9 protein-coding genes are annotated in these 19,034 nt (G+C 64.8%); 6 read left to right on the plus strand and 3 right to left on the minus strand.

Annotation, left to right across the window (positions count from 1 at the left end; translation table 11 throughout):
* Positions 1–72: 72 nt before the first annotated feature.
* Positions 73–798 (minus strand): 16S rRNA (uracil(1498)-N(3))-methyltransferase, encoded by a 726-nt coding sequence (locus RBA41_RS22715; RefSeq protein WP_306626520.1) that lies wholly within the window; start codon positions 796–798, stop codon positions 73–75.
* A gap of 145 nt (positions 799–943) precedes the next feature.
* Here RBA41_RS22715 and tkt point away from each other — a divergent pair, with 145 nt between their 5' ends.
* The gene (tkt, locus tag RBA41_RS22720; RefSeq protein ID WP_306626521.1) at positions 944–2,941 is read left to right on the plus strand and encodes a transketolase; all 1,998 of its coding nucleotides are present in this window, start codon (positions 944–946) and stop codon (positions 2,939–2,941) included.
* Positions 2,942–3,015: 74 nt separating this feature from the next.
* The gene (gap, locus tag RBA41_RS22725) at positions 3,016–4,026 is read left to right on the plus strand and encodes a type I glyceraldehyde-3-phosphate dehydrogenase (protein WP_099874573.1); all 1,011 of its coding nucleotides are present in this window, start codon (positions 3,016–3,018) and stop codon (positions 4,024–4,026) included.
* A 155-nt stretch (positions 4,027–4,181) separates the two neighbouring features.
* On the opposite strand, the gene RBA41_RS22730 is transcribed toward gap, so the two are convergent.
* Positions 4,182–4,643, minus strand: a complete 462-nt coding sequence (locus tag RBA41_RS22730) for a cache domain-containing protein (protein WP_306626522.1) — start codon at positions 4,641–4,643, stop codon at positions 4,182–4,184.
* Between the two features lie 330 nt (positions 4,644–4,973).
* On the opposite strand from RBA41_RS22730, the gene RBA41_RS22735 reads away from it, so the two are divergent.
* Positions 4,974–7,865 carry a TonB-dependent receptor domain-containing protein gene (locus RBA41_RS22735; protein WP_306626523.1) on the plus strand — a complete coding sequence of 964 codons (2,892 nt, stop codon included), beginning with the start codon at positions 4,974–4,976 and terminating at the stop codon, positions 7,863–7,865.
* Positions 7,866–8,121: 256 nt separating this feature from the next.
* Positions 8,122–10,917 (plus strand): TonB-dependent receptor plug domain-containing protein, encoded by a 2,796-nt coding sequence (locus RBA41_RS22740; protein WP_306626524.1) that lies wholly within the window; start codon positions 8,122–8,124, stop codon positions 10,915–10,917.
* Between the two features lie 89 nt (positions 10,918–11,006).
* Here the strand turns inward: RBA41_RS22740 and glnE are convergent, their stop codons facing one another.
* On the minus strand, positions 11,007–13,763 hold the full coding sequence (gene glnE, locus RBA41_RS22745; protein WP_306626525.1) for a bifunctional [glutamate--ammonia ligase]-adenylyl-L-tyrosine phosphorylase/[glutamate--ammonia-ligase] adenylyltransferase: 2,757 nt from the start codon (positions 13,761–13,763) through the stop codon (positions 11,007–11,009).
* A gap of 185 nt (positions 13,764–13,948) precedes the next feature.
* Here glnE and RBA41_RS22750 point away from each other — a divergent pair, with 185 nt between their 5' ends.
* Together RBA41_RS22750 and RBA41_RS22755 are read left to right on the plus strand one after the other, a co-directional pair.
* The gene (locus RBA41_RS22750; RefSeq protein WP_306626526.1) at positions 13,949–18,169 is read left to right on the plus strand and encodes a YhdP family protein; all 4,221 of its coding nucleotides are present in this window, start codon (positions 13,949–13,951) and stop codon (positions 18,167–18,169) included.
* 36 nt (positions 18,170–18,205) lie between these two features.
* A complete protein-coding gene (locus tag RBA41_RS22755; RefSeq protein ID WP_306626527.1) occupies positions 18,206–19,003 on the plus strand; it encodes a carbon-nitrogen hydrolase family protein in 798 nt (265 codons plus the stop codon).
* The last annotated feature ends 31 nt before the right edge of the window (positions 19,004–19,034 follow it).

The raw sequence follows: 19,034 nt of genomic DNA on the forward strand, positions 1-19,034 counted from the left end.
CCTCGGCGCGGGAGGTCGTTTGCGGCGATGCCGGCAACGACGGCTGAGGTTGCCGTCAGCGGCGAAGGGAAGTTACAGGCCGCCCCAGAGGGCGTTGAGGGCGGCCACGGCGGCGATGCCGGCCGTTTCGGTGCGCAGGATGCGCGGGCCCATCGACAGCGCCAGTGCGCCGCGCGCCATCGCGCTATCTTCTTCCTGCACGCTGAAGCCGCCTTCCGGGCCGATCATCAGCGACAGCGCCTGGGGCGGCTGGTGCCTGGCCCAGTCGGCCAGCGACTGGCCGCCGCGCGGGCTGAGCAGGATGCGCTTGTGCATGTCCTGCTGGGCCATCCAGTGGTGCAGATCGTCCACCGGGGCCAGCCGCGCCAGCCGGTTGCGCCCGCTCTGCTCGGACGCCGACACGATCACGCCCTGCCAGTGCACCTGTTTTTTCTCGGCGCGTTCGCCCGACAGGCGCACCACGCAGCGCTGCGCGGCCAGCGGCTGGATCGCCGCCACTCCCATCTCGACCGCTTTTTCGATGATCCAGTCCATCTTGGACGCTTCCGGCAGGGCCTGGGCCAGGGTAATTTCGTAGGGCAGTTCGACGTCGCGCGCGACAAAGGCCTTGACCGTCACGCTGGCGCGGCGCTTCTCGACGCTGGCCAGGTGCGCGATGTATTCGCCGCCATCGCCGTTGAACAGGCACAGTTCGGCGCCGATCTGCAGCCGCAGCACATGGACGTGGTGGGCCACTGCCTCGGGCAGGTCGAGCGTGGCGCCGATCGCCAGCGGCAGGGAGCAATAGAAACGGGGCATGACATCCTGATAAGTAGTGGGAGCCCGCAGGGGCGCAAAGTGCTTCATTTTAATTCGGCACCCTCTGGTCTGGTAAAATACTTGGCTCGGTACTCCATGCAGCGCCACCCGCATTCCCAATCCTACGACCTCACTGATTCGACCCATGAAAACGACGCTCCCTACCACTTTGATGGCCAACGCGATCCGCGCGCTGGCAATGGATGCAGTTCAACAGGCCAATTCCGGCCATCCAGGCATGCCGATGGGCATGGCGGAAATCGCCGTGGCGCTGTGGGCCGGCCACTACAAGCACAATCCGTCGAACCCGAAGTGGCTCAACCGCGACCGCTTCCTGCTGTCGAACGGACACGGCTCGATGCTGCACTACGCGCTGCTGCACCTGTCGGGCTACGACCTGACCATGGCCGATCTGAAAAACTTCCGCCAGATGCACTCGAAGACCCCGGGCCACCCGGAAGTGGACATCACCCCGGGCGTGGAAACGACCACCGGCCCGCTCGGCCAGGGCATCGCCAACGCGGTCGGCATGGCGCTCTCCGAATACCTGCTGGCGGCTGAATTCAACAAGCCCGGCTTCGACGTGGTCGACCACTACACCTACGCCTTCCTGGGCGACGGTTGCCTGATGGAAGGTATCTCGCACGAAGTGTGCGCGCTGGCCGGCACCCTGGGCCTGAACCGCCTGATCGCCCTGTACGACGACAACGGCATTTCGATCGACGGCAAGGTCGAAGGCTGGTTCACCGACGACACCCCGAAACGTTTCGAGTCCTACGGCTGGAACGTGATCGCCGCCGTCGACGGCCACAGCGTGGCAGCGGTCCATGCCGCGATTGCCGAAGCGAAGCTGTCGTCCAAGCCGACCCTGATCTGCTGCAAGACCATCATCGGCAAGGGTTCGCCCAACCTGCAGGGCGGCGACAAGGTGCACGGCGCCGCGCTGGGCGACAAGGAAGTCGCTGCCGTGCGCGAGCACCTGCTGTGGACCTCGGTCCCGTTCGACATCCCGGCCGAGGTGTACAGCGCCTGGGATGCGAAAGAGCACGGCGCGGCCATGGAAGCGGAGTGGAACACCAAGTTTAGCGCCTACCGCGCGCAATACCCTGAGCTGGCCGCCGAATTCGAGCGCCGCATGAAGGGCGAACTGCCGGCCGACTTCAACGCGACCCTGGATGCGGCGATTGCCGCCTGCGTCGAAAAGAAAGAGAACATCGCCACCCGCAAGGCCAGCCAGAACGCGATCCAGGCGCTGGCGCCGACCCTGCCGGAATTTTTGGGCGGCTCGGCCGACCTGACCGGTTCCAACCTGACCAACTGGAAAGAGTGCGTCGCACTGCGTTCCGGCAAGCCGGGCAACCACATCAACTACGGCGTGCGCGAGTTCGGCATGAGCGCCATCATGAACGGGATCGCCCTGCACGGCGGCTACATCCCGTTCGGCGCCACCTTCCTCACGTTCTCCGACTACAGCCGCAACGCGCTGCGCATGGCCGCGCTGATGAAGCTGCGCTCGATCTTCGTGTTCACCCACGATTCGATCGGCCTGGGCGAAGACGGCCCGACCCACCAGTCGGTCGAGCACGTTTCTTCCCTGCGCCTGATTCCGAACCTGGACAACTGGCGTCCATGCGACACCGTCGAGTCCGCCGCCGCGTGGGGCGCTGCCGTGCAGCGCAAGGATGGCCCGTCGACCCTGATCTTCTCGCGCCAGAACCTGCCGTTCCAGGAACGCACCCCGGCCCAGATCGCCGACATCGCGCGCGGCGGCTACGTGCTGCAGGACGTGGCGAACGCCAAGGCGATCCTGATCGCCACCGGTTCCGAAATCGAACTGGCCACCAAGGCCGCCGCCGCGCTGGCCGCCGAAGGCATCCTGGTGCGCGTGGTGTCGATGCCGTCGACCGATGTGTACGACCGCCAGGACGCCGCCTACAAGGCCAGCGTCTTGACGCGCGGCGTGCCGCGGGTGGCGATCGAAGCGGGCGTGACCGACTTTTGGTATAAATACGTTGGCCTGGAAGGCGCCGTGGTCGGCATCGACACCTTCGGCGAATCGGCGCCGGCGCCGGTGCTGTTCAAGCATTTCGGTTTCACGGTCGAGAACGTGGTTGCCAAGGTCAAGTCGGTACTGACGAACTAAGCCAAGCGCGGGCGCGCGCTGCCGCATGGCGCGCGTGCCCGTCCTCCCCATTTTTATCACTCAGGAGCAAAGTAATGACGATCAAAGTTGCAATCAACGGTTATGGCCGTATCGGCCGCAATGTCCTGCGCGCTTTCTACGAAGGCGGCAAGAAACACGACATCCAGATCGTGGCGATCAACGACCTGGGCGATGCCAAGTCGAACGCGCACCTGACCCGTTACGACACGGCGCACGGCAAGTTCCCTGGTACCGTCACGGTCGAAGGCGACAACATGATCGTCAACGGCGACTCCATCCGCGTGTTCGCGCAGCGCAACCCTGCTGAAATTCCATGGGGCGAGCTGGGCGTGGACGTTGTCCTGGAATGCACCGGGTTCTTCACCACCAAGGAAAAAGCCTCGGCCCACCTGAAGGGCGGCGCCAAGAAAGTCATCATTTCGGCACCGGGCGGCAAGGATGTCGACGCCACCATCGTGTTCGGCGTGAACGAAGGCGTCCTGAAAGCGACCGATACCGTCATTTCGAACGCATCGTGCACCACCAACTGCCTGGCCCCGCTGGTCAAGCCGCTCAACGACGCCATCGGCCTGGAAACCGGCCTGATGACCACCGTGCACGCTTACACCAACGACCAGGTGCTGTCGGACGTGATGCATGAAGACCTGCGCCGCGCGCGTTCGGCCACGATGAGCATGATCCCGACCAAGACCGGCGCTGCCGCCGCGGTTGGCCTGGTGCTGCCTGAGCTGAATGGCAAGCTGGACGGTTTCGCGATCCGCGTGCCGACCATCAATGTCTCGCTGGTCGACCTGAGCTTCATCGCCAAGCGCGACACGACGGTGGACGAAGTCAATGCCCTGATGAAAGCGGCATCCGAAGGCGCCTTGAAAGACGTGCTGACGTACCAGACCGAGCCGCTGGTATCGATCGACTTCAACCACAACCCGGCCTCGTCGAATTTCGATTCGACCCTGACCAAGGTGTCGGGCCGCCTGGTGAAAGTATCGTCGTGGTACGACAACGAGTGGGGTTTCTCGAACCGCATGCTGGACACCACGGTGGCACTGATGAACGCCAAGTAATACTTGGCAGCATCGCCAAAGACGCCCTCCGGGGCGTTTTTTTTTCGCCCTCGAAAAATTTCCTAACCGGGGTCAGACCTCAGTTAGGAAATTTTTCGAGAAGTTGCTTAACCGAGGTCTGACCCCGGTTAGGAAATTTTCTCAATGCATTTCGCTTATTTGTAGATGCCGGACCCGACCATCATGTCGTCGACCCGCTCGACATAGCCCGCCTTGTTCTCGACCGCCTTGGTCACCGGATTGGGCCACTTGAATTCGACCCAGCCATTGCCCGCCGGCGACTTGGCAAGGTCGGCCATCTCCTTGATCATCAGCTTGCCGTTGCTGTCGGCCAGCGCCAGCAGGTTCTTGCCCACGATCTTGGGATTGTTGCCGTGGGCGAGGGCGACGCCGTTCAGGTCGTAGACATACACATACAGATCCCGGTCGTGGAACTCTTTGTTGGCCGTGTCGGAAATCGCCGCGAACGCCCTGGCCTTGTCGGTCTTGATCAGCGCGATCGCTTTCTTGACCATGGCCACCGCTTCCTCGGCACTGCCCTTGTCGGCCGACCATGCCACCCCCGGCAGGGCCAGCAGGGCGACGCTGAGCAAACTTGTGGAAAACAATGTTTTCATCAATACACTCCCATCCGATCAATGGCGCGTTGTTGCGTCGGACCATTATGCCGATGTTTCCCGAAAATCTTCGGAAACTCGACGAATCCATGCGCAAAAACCACAGTCAGCCGAACTGAACTACATACGCCTCGGCAGCGCAAAACGCCGGGTTTTATATATGTACAATCGTGAAAAAACAACAAATACGATGGCAAAATTGGCGTAAATGCATAAGCTATTTGATTCCTGTCATCGTTCGTGCGAGATTCTATTTACCCATACATATAAATGGGTTTCAAAACAAACAAGAGTCAATTTTCTACAAAGAATTTCTCACCTGGAGTCATCTTGAAAAAGCACTTTGTATTGAAACAGAGCGTCATCGCCGTCGCTTTAACCCTGGGTACTTCCCATGTCGCCCTGGCCCAAGAGGCTGCAGCGGCGCCCGCCGCCACCGTGTACATCACCGGCTCGAACCTGAAGCGCACCGAAAAAGAGGGCACCCAGCCGATCCAGGTGATCACCAGCAAGGATATCCGCGACAGCGGCGCCGCCACGGTCACTGAACTGATGCGCAAAGTGCCGTCCATGGGTAGCGACATCAACCTCGACACCAACGATGGCGGCTTCTCGCGCGGCGCTTCGACCGCTTCGCTGCGCGGCCTGTCCTCGACCTCGACCCTGATCCTGCTCAACGGCCGCCGCATGACGCCGGCCGCCTACGCCGATCCGAACAACGGCAATTCGACCCTGTACGATCTGAACGCAATTCCGCTGTCGGCCCTGGAACGGGTCGAGATCCTCAAGGATGGCGCGTCGGCCGTGTACGGCTCCGATGCCATCGGCGGCGTGATCAACTTCATCACCAAGACCAACTACCAGGGCACCGAAGTGTCGGCCCGCGCCAGCGCCAACGACGATGGCAAATTTGCCCGCAAAGGCACCAACTTCTTCTTCGGCAAGGGCGACGTCGAGAGCGACGGCTACAACGTCTTCCTCACCGCCGATGTCTCCCAGCGCGACCGCGTCCTGCGCAAGGATGTCAAGGACATCGAGTACGAAACCTACCAGTTGCTCAACGGGCGCTACGCCACGCCGTACGGCAGCACCATCTCGGGTTCGCCATCGTTCTACCGCGAGAGCGCGCCGGGCAGCCGCAACTTCGCGGTGAACCGCAGCAACATGGGCCAGCGCATGATCACGCGCACCAATTGCGAACCGTCCCAGCAGCTGGTGGGTTCGACCGCGATGGGCTTGTCTCCGACCAGCGTGTTCATCGGACGCACTTTCTGTAACTTCGACGCGAGCCGTTTCTCCGAAGGCATCGGCGATGGCAAGGATGCCAGCGTGATGACGCGCGGCGTGTTCAAGCTGGGCCAGAACACCAAGGCCTTCGCCGAAGCGGGCTACGCGCGCACCAAGCGCTCTTATACCAGCAATCCGAGCACCATCGGCACCTCCACCATCACCAACTTCACCAGCGCCGCGGTGGGCGATCCATTCCAGGCCATCCTGGGCATCGGCCACCCGGACAATCCTTTCCCCGACGCCCGCTCCTCGGTCACCTACCGTTTCGAGAACCTGCGCGGCGGCACCGAGACCATCAACGACAATGCGCGCGTGGTGGCCGGCCTGCAGGGCAATGTGGGCAACTGGGACTGGGAAAGCGCCGTGCTGTACAACAAGGCGACCCAGGAAGATACCTATTTCGGCATGCTCTACCTGCCGACCCTGCGCAAGCTCAATTCCGGCACCTCGCTGGCGGCGCTGTCGGCCGATCCGACCCTGGCGCGCGATGTGACGAGCAACAACATGGCCTCGATCCTGCAATGGGATGCCAAAGTGTCGACCCAGTTCGGCCAGCTTGGCGGCGGCGCCATGGGCTTGGCGGTGGGCGCCGAAGTACGGCGCGAGAAAATCAAGATGACGCCCGATGCCGCTCTGGCGCGCGGTGACATTTATGGCCTGGCCAACACCGTCATCGACGGCGAACGCGACGTCAAATCGGGCTTCGTCGAGCTGCGCACGCCATTCCTGAAAAACTTCGAGATGGATTTCGCCGGCCGCGTCGACAAGTATCCTGGCATCAAAACCAACTTCGTGCCCAAAGTCGGCGCCAAGTGGACCGTCTCCGACGGCATCGCCCTGCGCGGCACCTATGGCCGCGGCTTCCGCGCGCCGGCGCTGGTGCAGGTGACACCGGGCGGGGCCCAGTTCTTCCTGAGGGACCTGTACGATCCGCGCCGCTGCGAAGCCGATCGCGAGACCCCGCGCGAGGGCGCCACCGAACTCGATTGCGCCAAGAGCGCGGCCGGTACCGGCGGCGCCAATCCCGACCTGGTGCCGGAAAAATCGAAGAGCCTTTCCTTCGGCGTGCTGTTCTCGCCGACCAGCACCTTCGACATCGGCCTGGATTTCTACAAGATCCGCAAGGAAGGCGAAGTCGCCCTCGGTTCCGAGGAAGATGCCCTGCGCGACGAAGACCGCAACCCGGGCAACGTGGTGCGCGATACGAACCCGGCCAACTGGGTGCGCGATGCCAACGGCAATGTGGTCCAGAACAGCGGCCCGCTGCTGATGGTCAAGCTGCCGTGGAAAAACCAGGGCTCGGTGGAAGTGCGCGGCGTCGATATCGATATGGCGTACCGCAAGAACCTGGGCGAGTGGGGTTCGCTGAACTCGAAACTGACCTCGAGCTACATGGACTATTACTCGCTGGCTGCGAACGCGGGCGATCCTGAGCGCAACCTGGTCGGCACGAATGTGGGCTATGCCGACTACAGCTTGCCGAACAGCTACCTGCCACGCTGGAAGAGCACCCTGTCGTCGTCGTGGACCTTCGGCACGCACGCGTTCAATGCCAGCATCGATTACACCGGTCCGGTGTCGCTGCTGCGCCGCTACAACCGCGAAGTGACGTACGAGCAGCCGTTCTGCCAGTACGGCACGCGCAAGCCGAGTGACGCCGAGCAGGATCGCGACACCAGCGTGCCGCTGTACGAAGCGTATTTCCCGAAATGCAGGATCGAAAGCTGGACCCGTCTGGGCGTCGGTTATACCTACACCGGGATCAAGAACCTGACCCTGAACCTGAACATCCAGAACGTGCTCGACACCAAGGCGCCTTACGACCCGGCCGTCGGCACCAACAGCAGCGCCCAGCCGCTGGCCGGCTACAACGAGGGTTTGCACAATCCTTACGGCCGCTACTTCCAGCTGACGGCGCGTTACGCGTTCTAAGCCGATCTTGCGGTACCTGAAAAACCCGGCCCTGGCGCCGGGTTTTTTTTCGCCTGCGCGCCACGCGGCGTCGTCTCTGCAGCGCGGAAACAACGAAAACGGCGGGATATGCACTTTTTTGTCAATTCCCCTTGTTTGTCAATCCACCTTTGTGCGAAATTCATGGCCCTCGCCTCGCGCGGGCCTGCGGGCGCGCGCGCGGCGGGAAACGGAAACCACGATTTACCCATACTTATAAAGCAATCCTGGAGCTCAATTGAACAAGAAACTCGCATTGAAACGCAGCGTCGTCGCCGTCGCCCTGACCCTGGGCGCGTCCCAGGCCGCCCTGGCGCAAGCGCAAGCGGCCCAACCGATCCAGAAGGTCATCGTCACCGGCTCGAACATCAAGCGCGCGGTCGATACCGAAACCTCGTCCACGGTGCAAGTGGTCGGCAAGACCGAGATCGCCGCCATGGGCGCCAGTACCGTCAAGGACGTGCTCGACACCCTGACCTCGAGTGGCACCACAACCCTGTCCGACAAGAACGGCAGCAATTCCTTCGCCAGCGGCGCATCCGGCGTGTCGCTGCGCAACCTGGGCAAGAATTCCACCCTGACCCTGCTCAACGGACGGCGCGTGGCCAACTACGGCTTGGCCGACGGCGGCCAGCAAACCTTCGTCAACATCGACGCCATGCCGTCCGAAGCGATCGAACGGATCGAGGTCCTGCTCGACGGCGCTTCCGCCGTGTACGGCTCGGACGCGGTGGCCGGCGTCATCAACATTATCACCAAGCGCGATTTCCAGGGCGTGCTGGCCAAGGGCGGGATGCGCCAATCCCTGCTCAACAGCAAGCTCGACAAGAGCAAGACCGCGTCCCTGACCATGGGCATGGGCGACTTCGAAGCCGACGGCTACAATGTGTTCGGCCACTTCGAGGCTTACCACCGTTTGCCGTACTCGAACCGCGACGTCATCAATACCGTGCCGGGTTTCTGGAAAGAGTATGTCAATCCGAGTTTCGGCGTGCTGTCGACCTACTCGCACCCGGGCAACTTCGTCGACCGTTATCCCAACCCGTATCCGGCCAATCCTGCGCTGGCCGGCAAGAGTTTCAACACCCCGCGCCCCGGCTGCGCCAACGTGATCGACGGCACCTGCCGCTTCGATCAGTGGACCGGCGCCAACCTGAGCCCGGAATCGAAGCGCTACAATTTCTTCGGTACCGGCCGCATGAAGCTGGGCGGCAACCGGGTGGCGTTTTCCGAGCTGACCCTGGGCCATACCAACACGATCTACTACAACTTGGTGCCGATCATGCAATACACCGGCACTGCGACGAACTGGTATAACAGCAAAGAACACCGCTTGAACTCGTACACCGAGCCAAAACTGCCGGTGGGCCATCCCGACAATCCTTATGATTTCCCGGTTGCCCTGCGTTACCGCTACGCCGACGATGTGAACGCGTTCAAGAACGATGCGAAAGCGAAGCAATACCGGGTGCTGGCCGGGATCGAAGGCAGCGACTTCGGCTGGGACTGGTCGACGGCGATCGGCGTGATGGGCTCGAAAGTCGACAATCTGGATCGCTTCCGCCGCAACGCGTCCGCGTACGACGCCGCGGTCAAGAGCGGCGAATACCGCTTCGGCGGTGTCAACAGTTCGGACTTGCTGCTGCGCATGTTCCCGGTGTATGGGTTCGGCGGCGAGTCCAAGCAGAGCTTCATCGACGCCAAGGCCACGCGCGAGCTGATGCAGCTTGACGGCGGCCCGCTCGGCCTGGCGATCGGCGCCGATTTCCGGCGCGATTCCTTCAATGCTTATGTCAGCGACAACGTGTCCAGCGGCCAGATTGTGGGCGTGGGCTCGATCAATGTCGAGGGCGCGCGCAACATCGGCGCCGCTTTTGCCGAAGTCAATGCGCCGCTGACCAAGGCGCTCGAAGTGAACGCGGCGGTGCGCGCCGACAAGGTGGGCAATACCGACTTGTCCCTGGTGCCGAAAGTGGGCATGCGTTATGAGGTCAACAAGCGCTTCATGGTGCGCGCGACCGTGGCCAATGGCTTCCGTGCGCCGAACGTGGCGGAAACGGGCAAGGTCGAGCTGTCGGCCTTCCGTAACGGCAACGTCGATCCGAAGCGTTGCGCCACCGCCAACCAGCTGTATGCGGCACTCAAGACCGGCAACACGATCGACCAGGCCGATGCGCTGCGCGCGCGCGATCTCGGTTGCAGCGTCAGCTTCGCCTCCTCCACCCAGGGCAATCCCGACCTGGAACCGGAGAAATCGCGCAGCTTCAACTTGGGCTTGGTGGTCGAACCGCTGGCCAACCTGAGCATGACGCTCGACTACTACCATATCGAGCGCCGCAACGAAATCGATACCAAGGGCACGGCCCAGCTGCTGGCCGATGAAGACCGCCGTCCGGGCTCGGTCAACCGCCTGGGCGTAACAGCCGACGACCAGCGCCTGTCGGCGCGCGCCAAGGAACTGACCGGCAAGGACATCGTGTTCCCGGTCGGTCCGATCGCGTCGATCGCCAGCCGTTACGAAAACATGAACCGCACCCGCGTGTCCGGTCTGGACATGGAATTGAACCACCGCTGGAACATGGGTTCGGCCGGCAAGCTGGTGAGCAACCTGAAAGCCAACTACCAGCTCGATTACCGCAGCTGGGATACGGTGACCGACACCTTCACCGAAAACCTGGCGGGCACCTACGAGAACCCACGCTACCGCGTGCGGGCATCGACGGCATGGTCGCGTGGCGCCTGGAACGTGGGCGGCGCGCTGACCTACATGCCGGGTACGCGACTGTACCAGAACAAGTACGACGACAACTACATGGCTGAAGGTTGCGAAGGGCAGGGTTTTACGCCGGAATACTGCCAGATCAAGCGTGATGTGGTCACCGACATGAACCTGACCTACACCGGGTTCGCCAAGACCACCTTGTACGTGAACCTGTACAACGTGTTCGACCGCGCGCCGGTGGCTGACGTGCGTGCCAGCAGTCCGCCAACGCGCGGGCGTTCGCTGCGCATCGCGGCGCAGTATCAGTTCTGATGCTGTGACGCAGGGCGCCGCCTGGCGGCGTCAATGAAAAAACCCGGCCTTGCGCCGGGTTTTTTTTAGGGCACGACCAATCCGCTGCGCTAAGGCGCGTCTCCCTCCAGAGCGAACACCGCCGCCCACAGGCGCCGCACCGCCGCGCTGTGGCGCGCCACCAGCGACGGATCGATGCGCGCGCTATCTTTGCCCTGCAAGCGCAATTGGTGCTGCAGCTTGCGCATGGCACGGTAGGCGTCGCCCACCGCCAGCGCCAGGTCGGCATCGATCAGCCCAAGGTCGGCGAACATGCGCAGCAGCCCGATGTTGCCCAGGTTGACGGTCAGCTGCGGATAGCGCGCCGCATGTCGCAGCACCAGGTACTGCGACATGAATTCGACATCGATCATGCCGCCAACATCTTGCTTGAGCTCGAACTGGCCTGGGCGGCTCGGATGGGCGTCGTGCATCTTCTTGCGCATCTTGAGCACTTCGTCGCGCAACTCGTCCGCGCGCGCCGAGCGGTCGCTGCGCAGCACCCGTTCGCGCACCGCTTCAAAGCGCTCGCCGATGGCCGTGTCGCCGGCGCAAAAGCGCGCCCGCGTGAGCGCCTGGTGTTCCCAGATCCAGGCTGAATTTTCCTGGTAGCGCTCGAACGCCGCCACGCTCGACACCAGCATGCCGCTGGCGCCGTCCGGGCGCAGCGCGGTATCGATGTCGAACAGGATGCCGGCCGAGGTGTGGGCCGTCATCCAGGTGATAAAACGCTGGGCCAGCTTGGCGTAGTTGCCGGGCGCTTCCTGGTCGTCGTCGTCGAACAGGAAAATCACGTCCAGGTCCGACACATAACCGAGTTCCTTGCCGCCCAGCTTGCCGTAGGCGATGACGGCGAAGCGCGGCACCTCGCAGTGGCGCGTGGCGATCGCCTGCCAGGCGGCGTCGATGGTGGCCGCGACGATGGTGTCGGCCAGCGCCGACAGGTAATCGGCCAGCTTTTCCACGGTCAGCTCGCCCGCCAGGTCTTGCGCCAGCAGGCGGAACAGTTGCGCGTGGTGGGCTTCGCGCAGGATATCCATCTGGCGTTCGGTGTCGCCGGCCGCCGCGCCCAGTTGTTCCTTCAGTTCGGCGGCCAGGGCGGCGCAGTCGGGCACGGCGCTTCTGACGCGTTCGTCGAGCAGTTCGTCGAGCACGATCGGATGCTGGGTCAGGAAGGTCGCCGCCCAGCCGCTGGCGTACATCATGCGGATCACGCGCTCGAGCGTGTGCGGATACTCGGTCAGCAAGGACAGGTAGGCCGAGCGGCGGGCGATGGCTTCGAAAAACGCCAGCAGGCGCGTGAGGGTGGAACTGGCGCTGCCGGAACCGGCTTCCTGCGCCGTCTTGGCGATCAGGGGCAGGGCGGCGTTGACCAGCGCCAGCAGCCGGGTGCGGCTCGCTTCCGGCAGGGCTTGCACCTTGCCGGACTGCCAGGTGCTCATCAGGCGCTGGGCGGCGCCGCCGGCATCGTCGAAGCTGAGCGCGCGCAGGTGCGCTTCGATCGCTTCGCGGTTGTCGAGGTCGGCCCCGGCCCAGCTGCTGGCCCCCGGGTCGACCGTGTCGCCGTTCTGCTCGGACTTGTCGCTGAAGATGGCGTCGAACTGGGCGGCGACGAAATGGCGGTGCTGTTCCAGCTGCGCCAGCAGGGTGGCCACGTCCGGCAGGCGCATCATTTGCGCGATGATGGCGCGGTCGGCCTCGCTGGCGGGCAGGGTGTGGGTCTGGGCATCGTCCAGGTATTGCAGGCGGTGCTCCAGGTTGCGCAGGAAGCTGTAGGAGTCGAGCAGCTGGCCGACCGTGTCCGGGGTCAGCAATTCCTTGTCGGACAGCACGCGCAGGGTGGCGCGGGTGGAACGGTCGCGCAGGGCGGCATCGCGCCCGCCGCGGATCAGCTGGAACACCTGGGCCAGGAATTCGATTTCGCGGATCCCGCCGCGCCCCAGCTTGACGTTGTTGCTGCGGTCCGGATGCAGCCGTTCCTGGCGGTCGACCTCGGCGCGGATCTGGGCGTGCATGGTGCGGATCGCATCGATCACCCCGAAATCGAGGTAGCGCCGGTACACGAAGGGATGGACGATGGCTTCCAGCGCGGCGATATCGGCCTCGGTGCCGGTGACCGCGCGCGCCTTGACCCAGGCGTAGCGCTCCCATTCGCGGCCCTGGACGATCAGGTATTCCTCCACCATGTTCAGGCTGGCAACGAGCGGGCCGGAGTTGCCGTTCGGGCGCAGCGCCATGTCGACCCGGAAAGTGAAGCCATCTTCGGTGATTTCGGACAGGGCGGCGATCAGTTTCTTGCCCAGGCGCGCGAAAAATTCATGGTTCGACAAGGGGCGCTGGCCCGGACCGGCGGCGGTGTCGCCATCTTCCGGGTAGACGAAGATCAGGTCGATGTCGGACGAGACATTCAGTTCGCCGCCGCCTTGCTTGCCCATGGCCAACACAATCATTTCCTGCGGCAAGCCCGATTCGTAGCCGACCGGCATGCCGTGGCTGGCCACCTGTTCGGCCATCAGGGCCGCCAGATGGGTGCGGATGGCGAAATCGGCGAAGGCGGTCATGCTGGCGACCACTTCGGCCAGGTCGGCCCGGCCATCGAGGTCGCGTTCGATCAGGCCGGCCACCAGCAGGTTGCGCAGGCGCCGCATGGCGCGCCCGGGCGGCAGCGCGGCGCCGTCGGGACCGCGCTGGCTGGCCAGGGCCTGGGCCAGGTCGAGCTGGTCGAGGGCGCTCGCGCCCAGGGCGGCGACGGCGCCGGCGCGGCTGGCATCGGCCGCCAGCCAGCGTTGGTAAAAGCGCGACAGCGTTGTCAGGGAAGCTTGGTTCATGGGTTGGCGTCGGGTCAGGGTGAGTGAAAGTCGGGTTCAGCGACGCGGTATAAGGTAGAATTGGCCCGCGTCGCGACAGGCCGCCGCAGTGCGGATCAGGACGATGGTAAGGGAGTGGGCGGCTCTGACGCAAGCGCTCTCTTGCTGCAATACATTTACACGGCGGACCCTTTATCAGTTTATTGATGCACACACCGGAAGCACAGACGCCCGCCGAGCACCTGCCCATCGCAGAGCGCTGGCGGCGGCTGCGTTCCGCCTATCGGGTGTGCAACCGCGCCACCCACCATGTGCTGGGCTTTACCATCAAGCTGGCGCTGCTGGTGTATTTCATCTTCACCATCGTGTTTTTGGTGCTGCGCTACGTGATTTTGCCGAATATTGACTATTACAAGGGCAATATCGAGCGCATCGCCAGCCGTGCGCTGGGCAGCGAGGTGACCATCACCCGCATCTACGCGTCCTGGCGCGGCCTGCGCCCGAACCTGTTTTTGGGCGACGTGATCGTGCGCGATCCGCGCGGGCGCCAGGTGCTGAGCCTGCCGAGCGTGTCGGCCACCCTGTCGTGGTGGAGCGTGCCGACCCTGGAACCGCGTTTTTACTCCCTGGAAATCATTCGTCCCGACCTCGACATCCGGCGCGACGCCGCCGGCCAGCTGTTCGTGGCCGGCATGCTGATCAAGCGCCATGCCGATGGCGATGGCAGCGGCGCCGACTGGGCTTTCAAGCAGCGTGCGATCGTGATCCGCGAAGGCCGGGTGCAGTGGACCGACCAGTTGCGCGGCGCCCCGGTGCTGGCGCTGGAAAACGTCGACATGGTGCTCAAGAACCGCTGGCAGCACCACCGCTTCGGCCTGCGCGCCACGCCCCCGGCCAGCCTGGCCGGGCCGCTCGACGTGCGCGCCGACTTCGTCCATCCGCGTTTTGCTGCGCGCATGGCCGACGTGCGCCAGTGGAAGGGCGAGCTGTACGCCGACCTGCCCGATACCGACCTGTCCGCCTGGACCCCATACCTCGATTATCCGGTCAAGGTGAGCCAGGGCCAGGGATCGGTGCGCGCCTGGCTGAGCCTGGACCGGGCCAAGCTGGCCGGCTTCACCGCCGACGTCGCGCTGGCCGGGGTGTCGGCGCGCCTCGGACGCGACTTGCCGGCGCTGGAACTGGCGCGCGTGCGCGGCCGCCTGTCGGCACGCGAAACCTTCGCCAGCGGCAGCAACCGCGGCGCCCCGGCCTTCGGCGCGCACGGCCACGAAGTCAGCCTCACCGATTTTTCCCTGCTCACCGCCGACGGCCTGAGCCTGGCGCCGACCACCTTGTCCGAGTCCTACGTTCCGGCGCGCGGCAAGAAGCCCGAGCAGGTGACGGTGAGCGCGCGCCAGCTCGACCTGGAAACCCTGGCCAAGCTGGCCGCCCAGCTGCCGCTCACGGCGGGGCAGCGCCAGATGCTGAGCGAGGCCGGCCTGCGCGGGCGCGTGAGCGACTTTTCGGCCCAGTGGCAAGGCAGGTTCCCGGACATTGCCAGCTACCGCGTGCGCGGCAAGCTCGACGGCCTGACCATGCGCGCCCAGCCGGCCCGGCTGGCCGTGGCCAAAAGCGCGGGCACGCCGGCGCGCGCGGCCGTGCCGCCGATTCCCGGCATCGAAAACCTGTCCGGCATGCTGGACGCGAGCGAGCAGGGCGGCGCGATCAGCCTCGATTCGCAGCAACTGGTGCTGCAATTGCCGGCCTGGTTCGCCGACCCGGCCATGCCGTTCGACCAGTTCGCCGCGCGCGCGCGCTGGCGCTTTGCGACCGGCAATAAATTGATGGTGGACCTGGACAGCCTGAACTTTGTCCAGGGCGCGCTGAGCGGATCGCTCTCCGGCACGCACCAGATGACCCTCGGTTCGCAGCCGGGCAAGCCGCCCGCCATCGTCGACGTCAGCGGCACGCTCAGCGGGTTTGCCCTGAACACCATCGGGCGCTACCTGCCCCTGGCCACCCCGGAACACCTGCGCGGCTGGCTGACCGGCGCGCTGGAAGACGGCGTGGCCCAGGACGCCACCTTCCGCCTGCGCGGCGACCTGGCCCATTTCCCGTTCCGTAGCAATACGCCGGGCGAGCGCAAGGGCGAGTTCCGGGTCGGCGGGCGCCTGGAAAATGCGCGCCTGAACTACGCGCCCGGCCATTTCGCCCCCGACGGCGTGGCGCCGGTCTGGCCGCAGGCCGAGCAGATCAACGGCACCTTCCTGTTCGAGCGCGCACGCATGGAAATCAAGGGCGACACGGGGCGTACCCGCGGCGTGGCATTGAGCGCCGTCAAGGCCGTGATCGCCGACCTGGCCGATCCGGACAAGGTGCTGGAAATCGATGGCAACGCGGCCGCGCCCATGCAGGATTTCCTCGGCTACGTGGAAGCGAGCCCGGTGCTGAACTGGATCGGCCGCTTTACCGAACACACGCGCGCCAGCGGCAACGCCAGGCTGGCGCTCAAGCTGCAGTTGCCGCTGAACCATCTGATCGAATCGAAGGTGCAGGGCACCTTGCAACTGATGGGCAACGACGTGCTGCTGTTCGACCCCTTGCCGCCGCTGCAGGCGGCCATCGGCAAGCTCGAATTCAACGAACGCGGCATCAACCTGAACGGCGTCGGCGCCAGCTTCCTGGGCGGGCCGCTGGCCTTGACCGGCGGGAGCGGGCGCGACAATGCGATCGTGATCAAGCTGAGCGGCGTGGCCACGGCCGACGGCATCCGCAAGACCTATCCCTCGGCTGCCCTGCGCCACGTGCTGGGGCTGGTCTCGGGCGGCACCCGCTACACCGGCTCGGTGGTGGTCAAGGATCACCAGGCGCTGGTGACGGTCGACTCGACCCTGGCGGGCCTGGGCGTGGACTTGCCGGCGCCCCTGAACAAGGCGGCGGCCGACACCCTGCCGCTGCATTTCACCCTGGGCGGCCTGCCCGGCACCGACCCCGGCGTGGCGCGCGATGAAATCCGGGTGGCGCTGGGCGCCAACATGGGCGCGCGCTACCAGAGGATCAAGCATGGCAAGGGGCCGTGGCGGGTCGAGAGCGGCGGCATCGGCGTGAACGTGCCGGCCCCGGCGCCGGACAGCGGCATGATGGTCAATGTCGACATGAAGTCGCTCAACGTCGACCAGTGGATCGCGATCGCCGCCTCGGTGGCGCATGCCGCGCCCGAACCTGTGGGCGGCACCCCGCCGGCCGGCGGAGCGGCGGCCGGCGCAACGGCCGATGGCGGCATGGACCTGGCGCAGTACGTGGTGGCCGATGTGCTGGCCGCGCGCGCGGGCGAACTGATCATCAGCGAGCGCAAGCTCGACAACGTGGTGGTGGGCGCGTCGCACGTCAAGGATACCTGGCAGGCGAATATCGATGCGCGCCAGGTGGCCGGCCACATCACCTGGGTCGAGGGCGCCGGCGGCCAGGGCCTGGGCAAGGTCACGGCGCGCCTGGCCTCGCTGATCATTCCCGAGTCGGCCGCGGCCGGCGTAAAGGACTTGCTCGAAGGCGGCAAGAGCGCCGCGGCCACCATCCCGGCGCTCGACATCGTGGCCGAGCACTTTGAACTGTTCAACAAAAAACTGGGCCGGCTGGAACTGGTCGCCAGCAATGCCCAGGTTGCGAGCGGACGCGAGTGGCAGATCAACAGCTTGCTGCTGGCCAATCCGGACGGCGTGCTGCGCAGCACCGGCAAATGGGTGACGCGGGAAGGGCAGAGCAATACCAGCCTGAATTTCTCCATGGAGATCGAGGATGCCGGCAAGCTGCTCGACCGTTTCGGTTTCCCGGAAACGCTGCGCCGCGGCAAGGGCAAGATGTCGGGCGACATCGCCTGGAACGGCTTGCCGTATTCGCTCGATATCCCCAGCCTGTCGGGCAAGATCGACATGCGCGTGGCCTCCGGCCAGTTCCTCAAGCAAGACCCGGGCGCGGCCAAGCTGCTGGGCGTGCTGAGCCTGCAAATGCTGCCGCGCCTGCTCAAGCTCGATTTCCACGATGTGTTTTCGGAAGGCCTGGCGTTCGACGGCATCAGCGCCAACGCCAGCATCACGCGCGGCGTGGTGCGCACCGACAACCTCAAGATGCATGGCGTGGCCGCCACCGTGCTCATGGCCGGCACCGCCGACATTGCAAACGAGTCGACCAACCTCCATGTGGTGGTGATCCCCGAATTTAACCTGGGCACCGGCCCGCTGGTGTACGCGCTGGCGGTCAATCCGGTGGTCGGGCTGGGCAGCTTCCTCGCGCAACTGTTCCTGCGCGCCCCCGTGATGCGCGCGCTGACCTACGAAATGCAGATCACCGGCCCGTGGAAGGCGCCGGTCATCACCAAGCTGGGTTCGCCCAAGGGGCCGCCACCGCTGGCCGTGCCGGCAAGCAACGTCAAGCCTGGGACCAACTGAAGCGAACCACCGCAACGACCGACTGGAGAGAATGACATGAGCACCGTGGCCGCAGTACAAATGATCAGCACCCCTGATGTCGCCGAGAATATCGCCACCGCCCGCCGGCTGGTGCGCGATGCGGCCGCGCGCGGCGCCACCCTGGTGACCTTGCCGGAATACTGGCCCATCATGGGCATGAGCGACACCGACAAGGTGGCCCATGCCGAGACGCCCGGGCAGGGCCCGATCCAGGAATGCATGGCGCAGGCCGCGCGCGAGCACGGCATCTGGCTGATCGGCGGCACCTTGCCGCTGGTGTCCACCGACGCCGGGCGCGTGATGAACACCACCCTGGTGTACGACCCGCAGGGCCAGCCGGTGCAGCGCTACGACAAGATCCACCTGTTCGGCTTTACCCGCGGCGCCGAAAGCTATGACGAGGCGCGCACCATCGTGCCGGGCGAGGCCGTGGTGGCGTTCGAGGCGCCGTGCGGGCGGGTCGGCTTGTCGGTCTGCTACGACCTGCGTTTTCCCGAGCTGTACCGGGCCATGGGCGAGTGCGCGCTGATGGTCGTCACCGCCGCGTTTACCCACACCACGGGCCTGGCGCACTGGGAAGTGCTGCTGCGCGCGCGCGCCATCGAAAACCAGTGCTATGTGCTGGCCTCGGCCCAGGGCGGCACCCACCAGAACGGCCGCCGCACCTTCGGCCACAGCATGCTGATCGACCCCTGGGGCGAGGTCAAGGCCGTGCTGGAAGAGGGCGAGGGCATCGTCAGCGGCGCGCTCGACCCGGCCTTCCTGGCGGGGGTGCGCGAAAGCTTGCCTGCGCTCAAGCACCGCAAACTGTGAGCTACCGCAATAAGCCGACTATGGCACAATG

Origin of the sequence: Massilia scottii, assembly GCF_030846495.1 — a bacterium.
Taxonomy (GTDB): domain Bacteria; phylum Pseudomonadota; class Gammaproteobacteria; order Burkholderiales; family Burkholderiaceae_D; genus Telluria_A; species Telluria_A violaceinigra.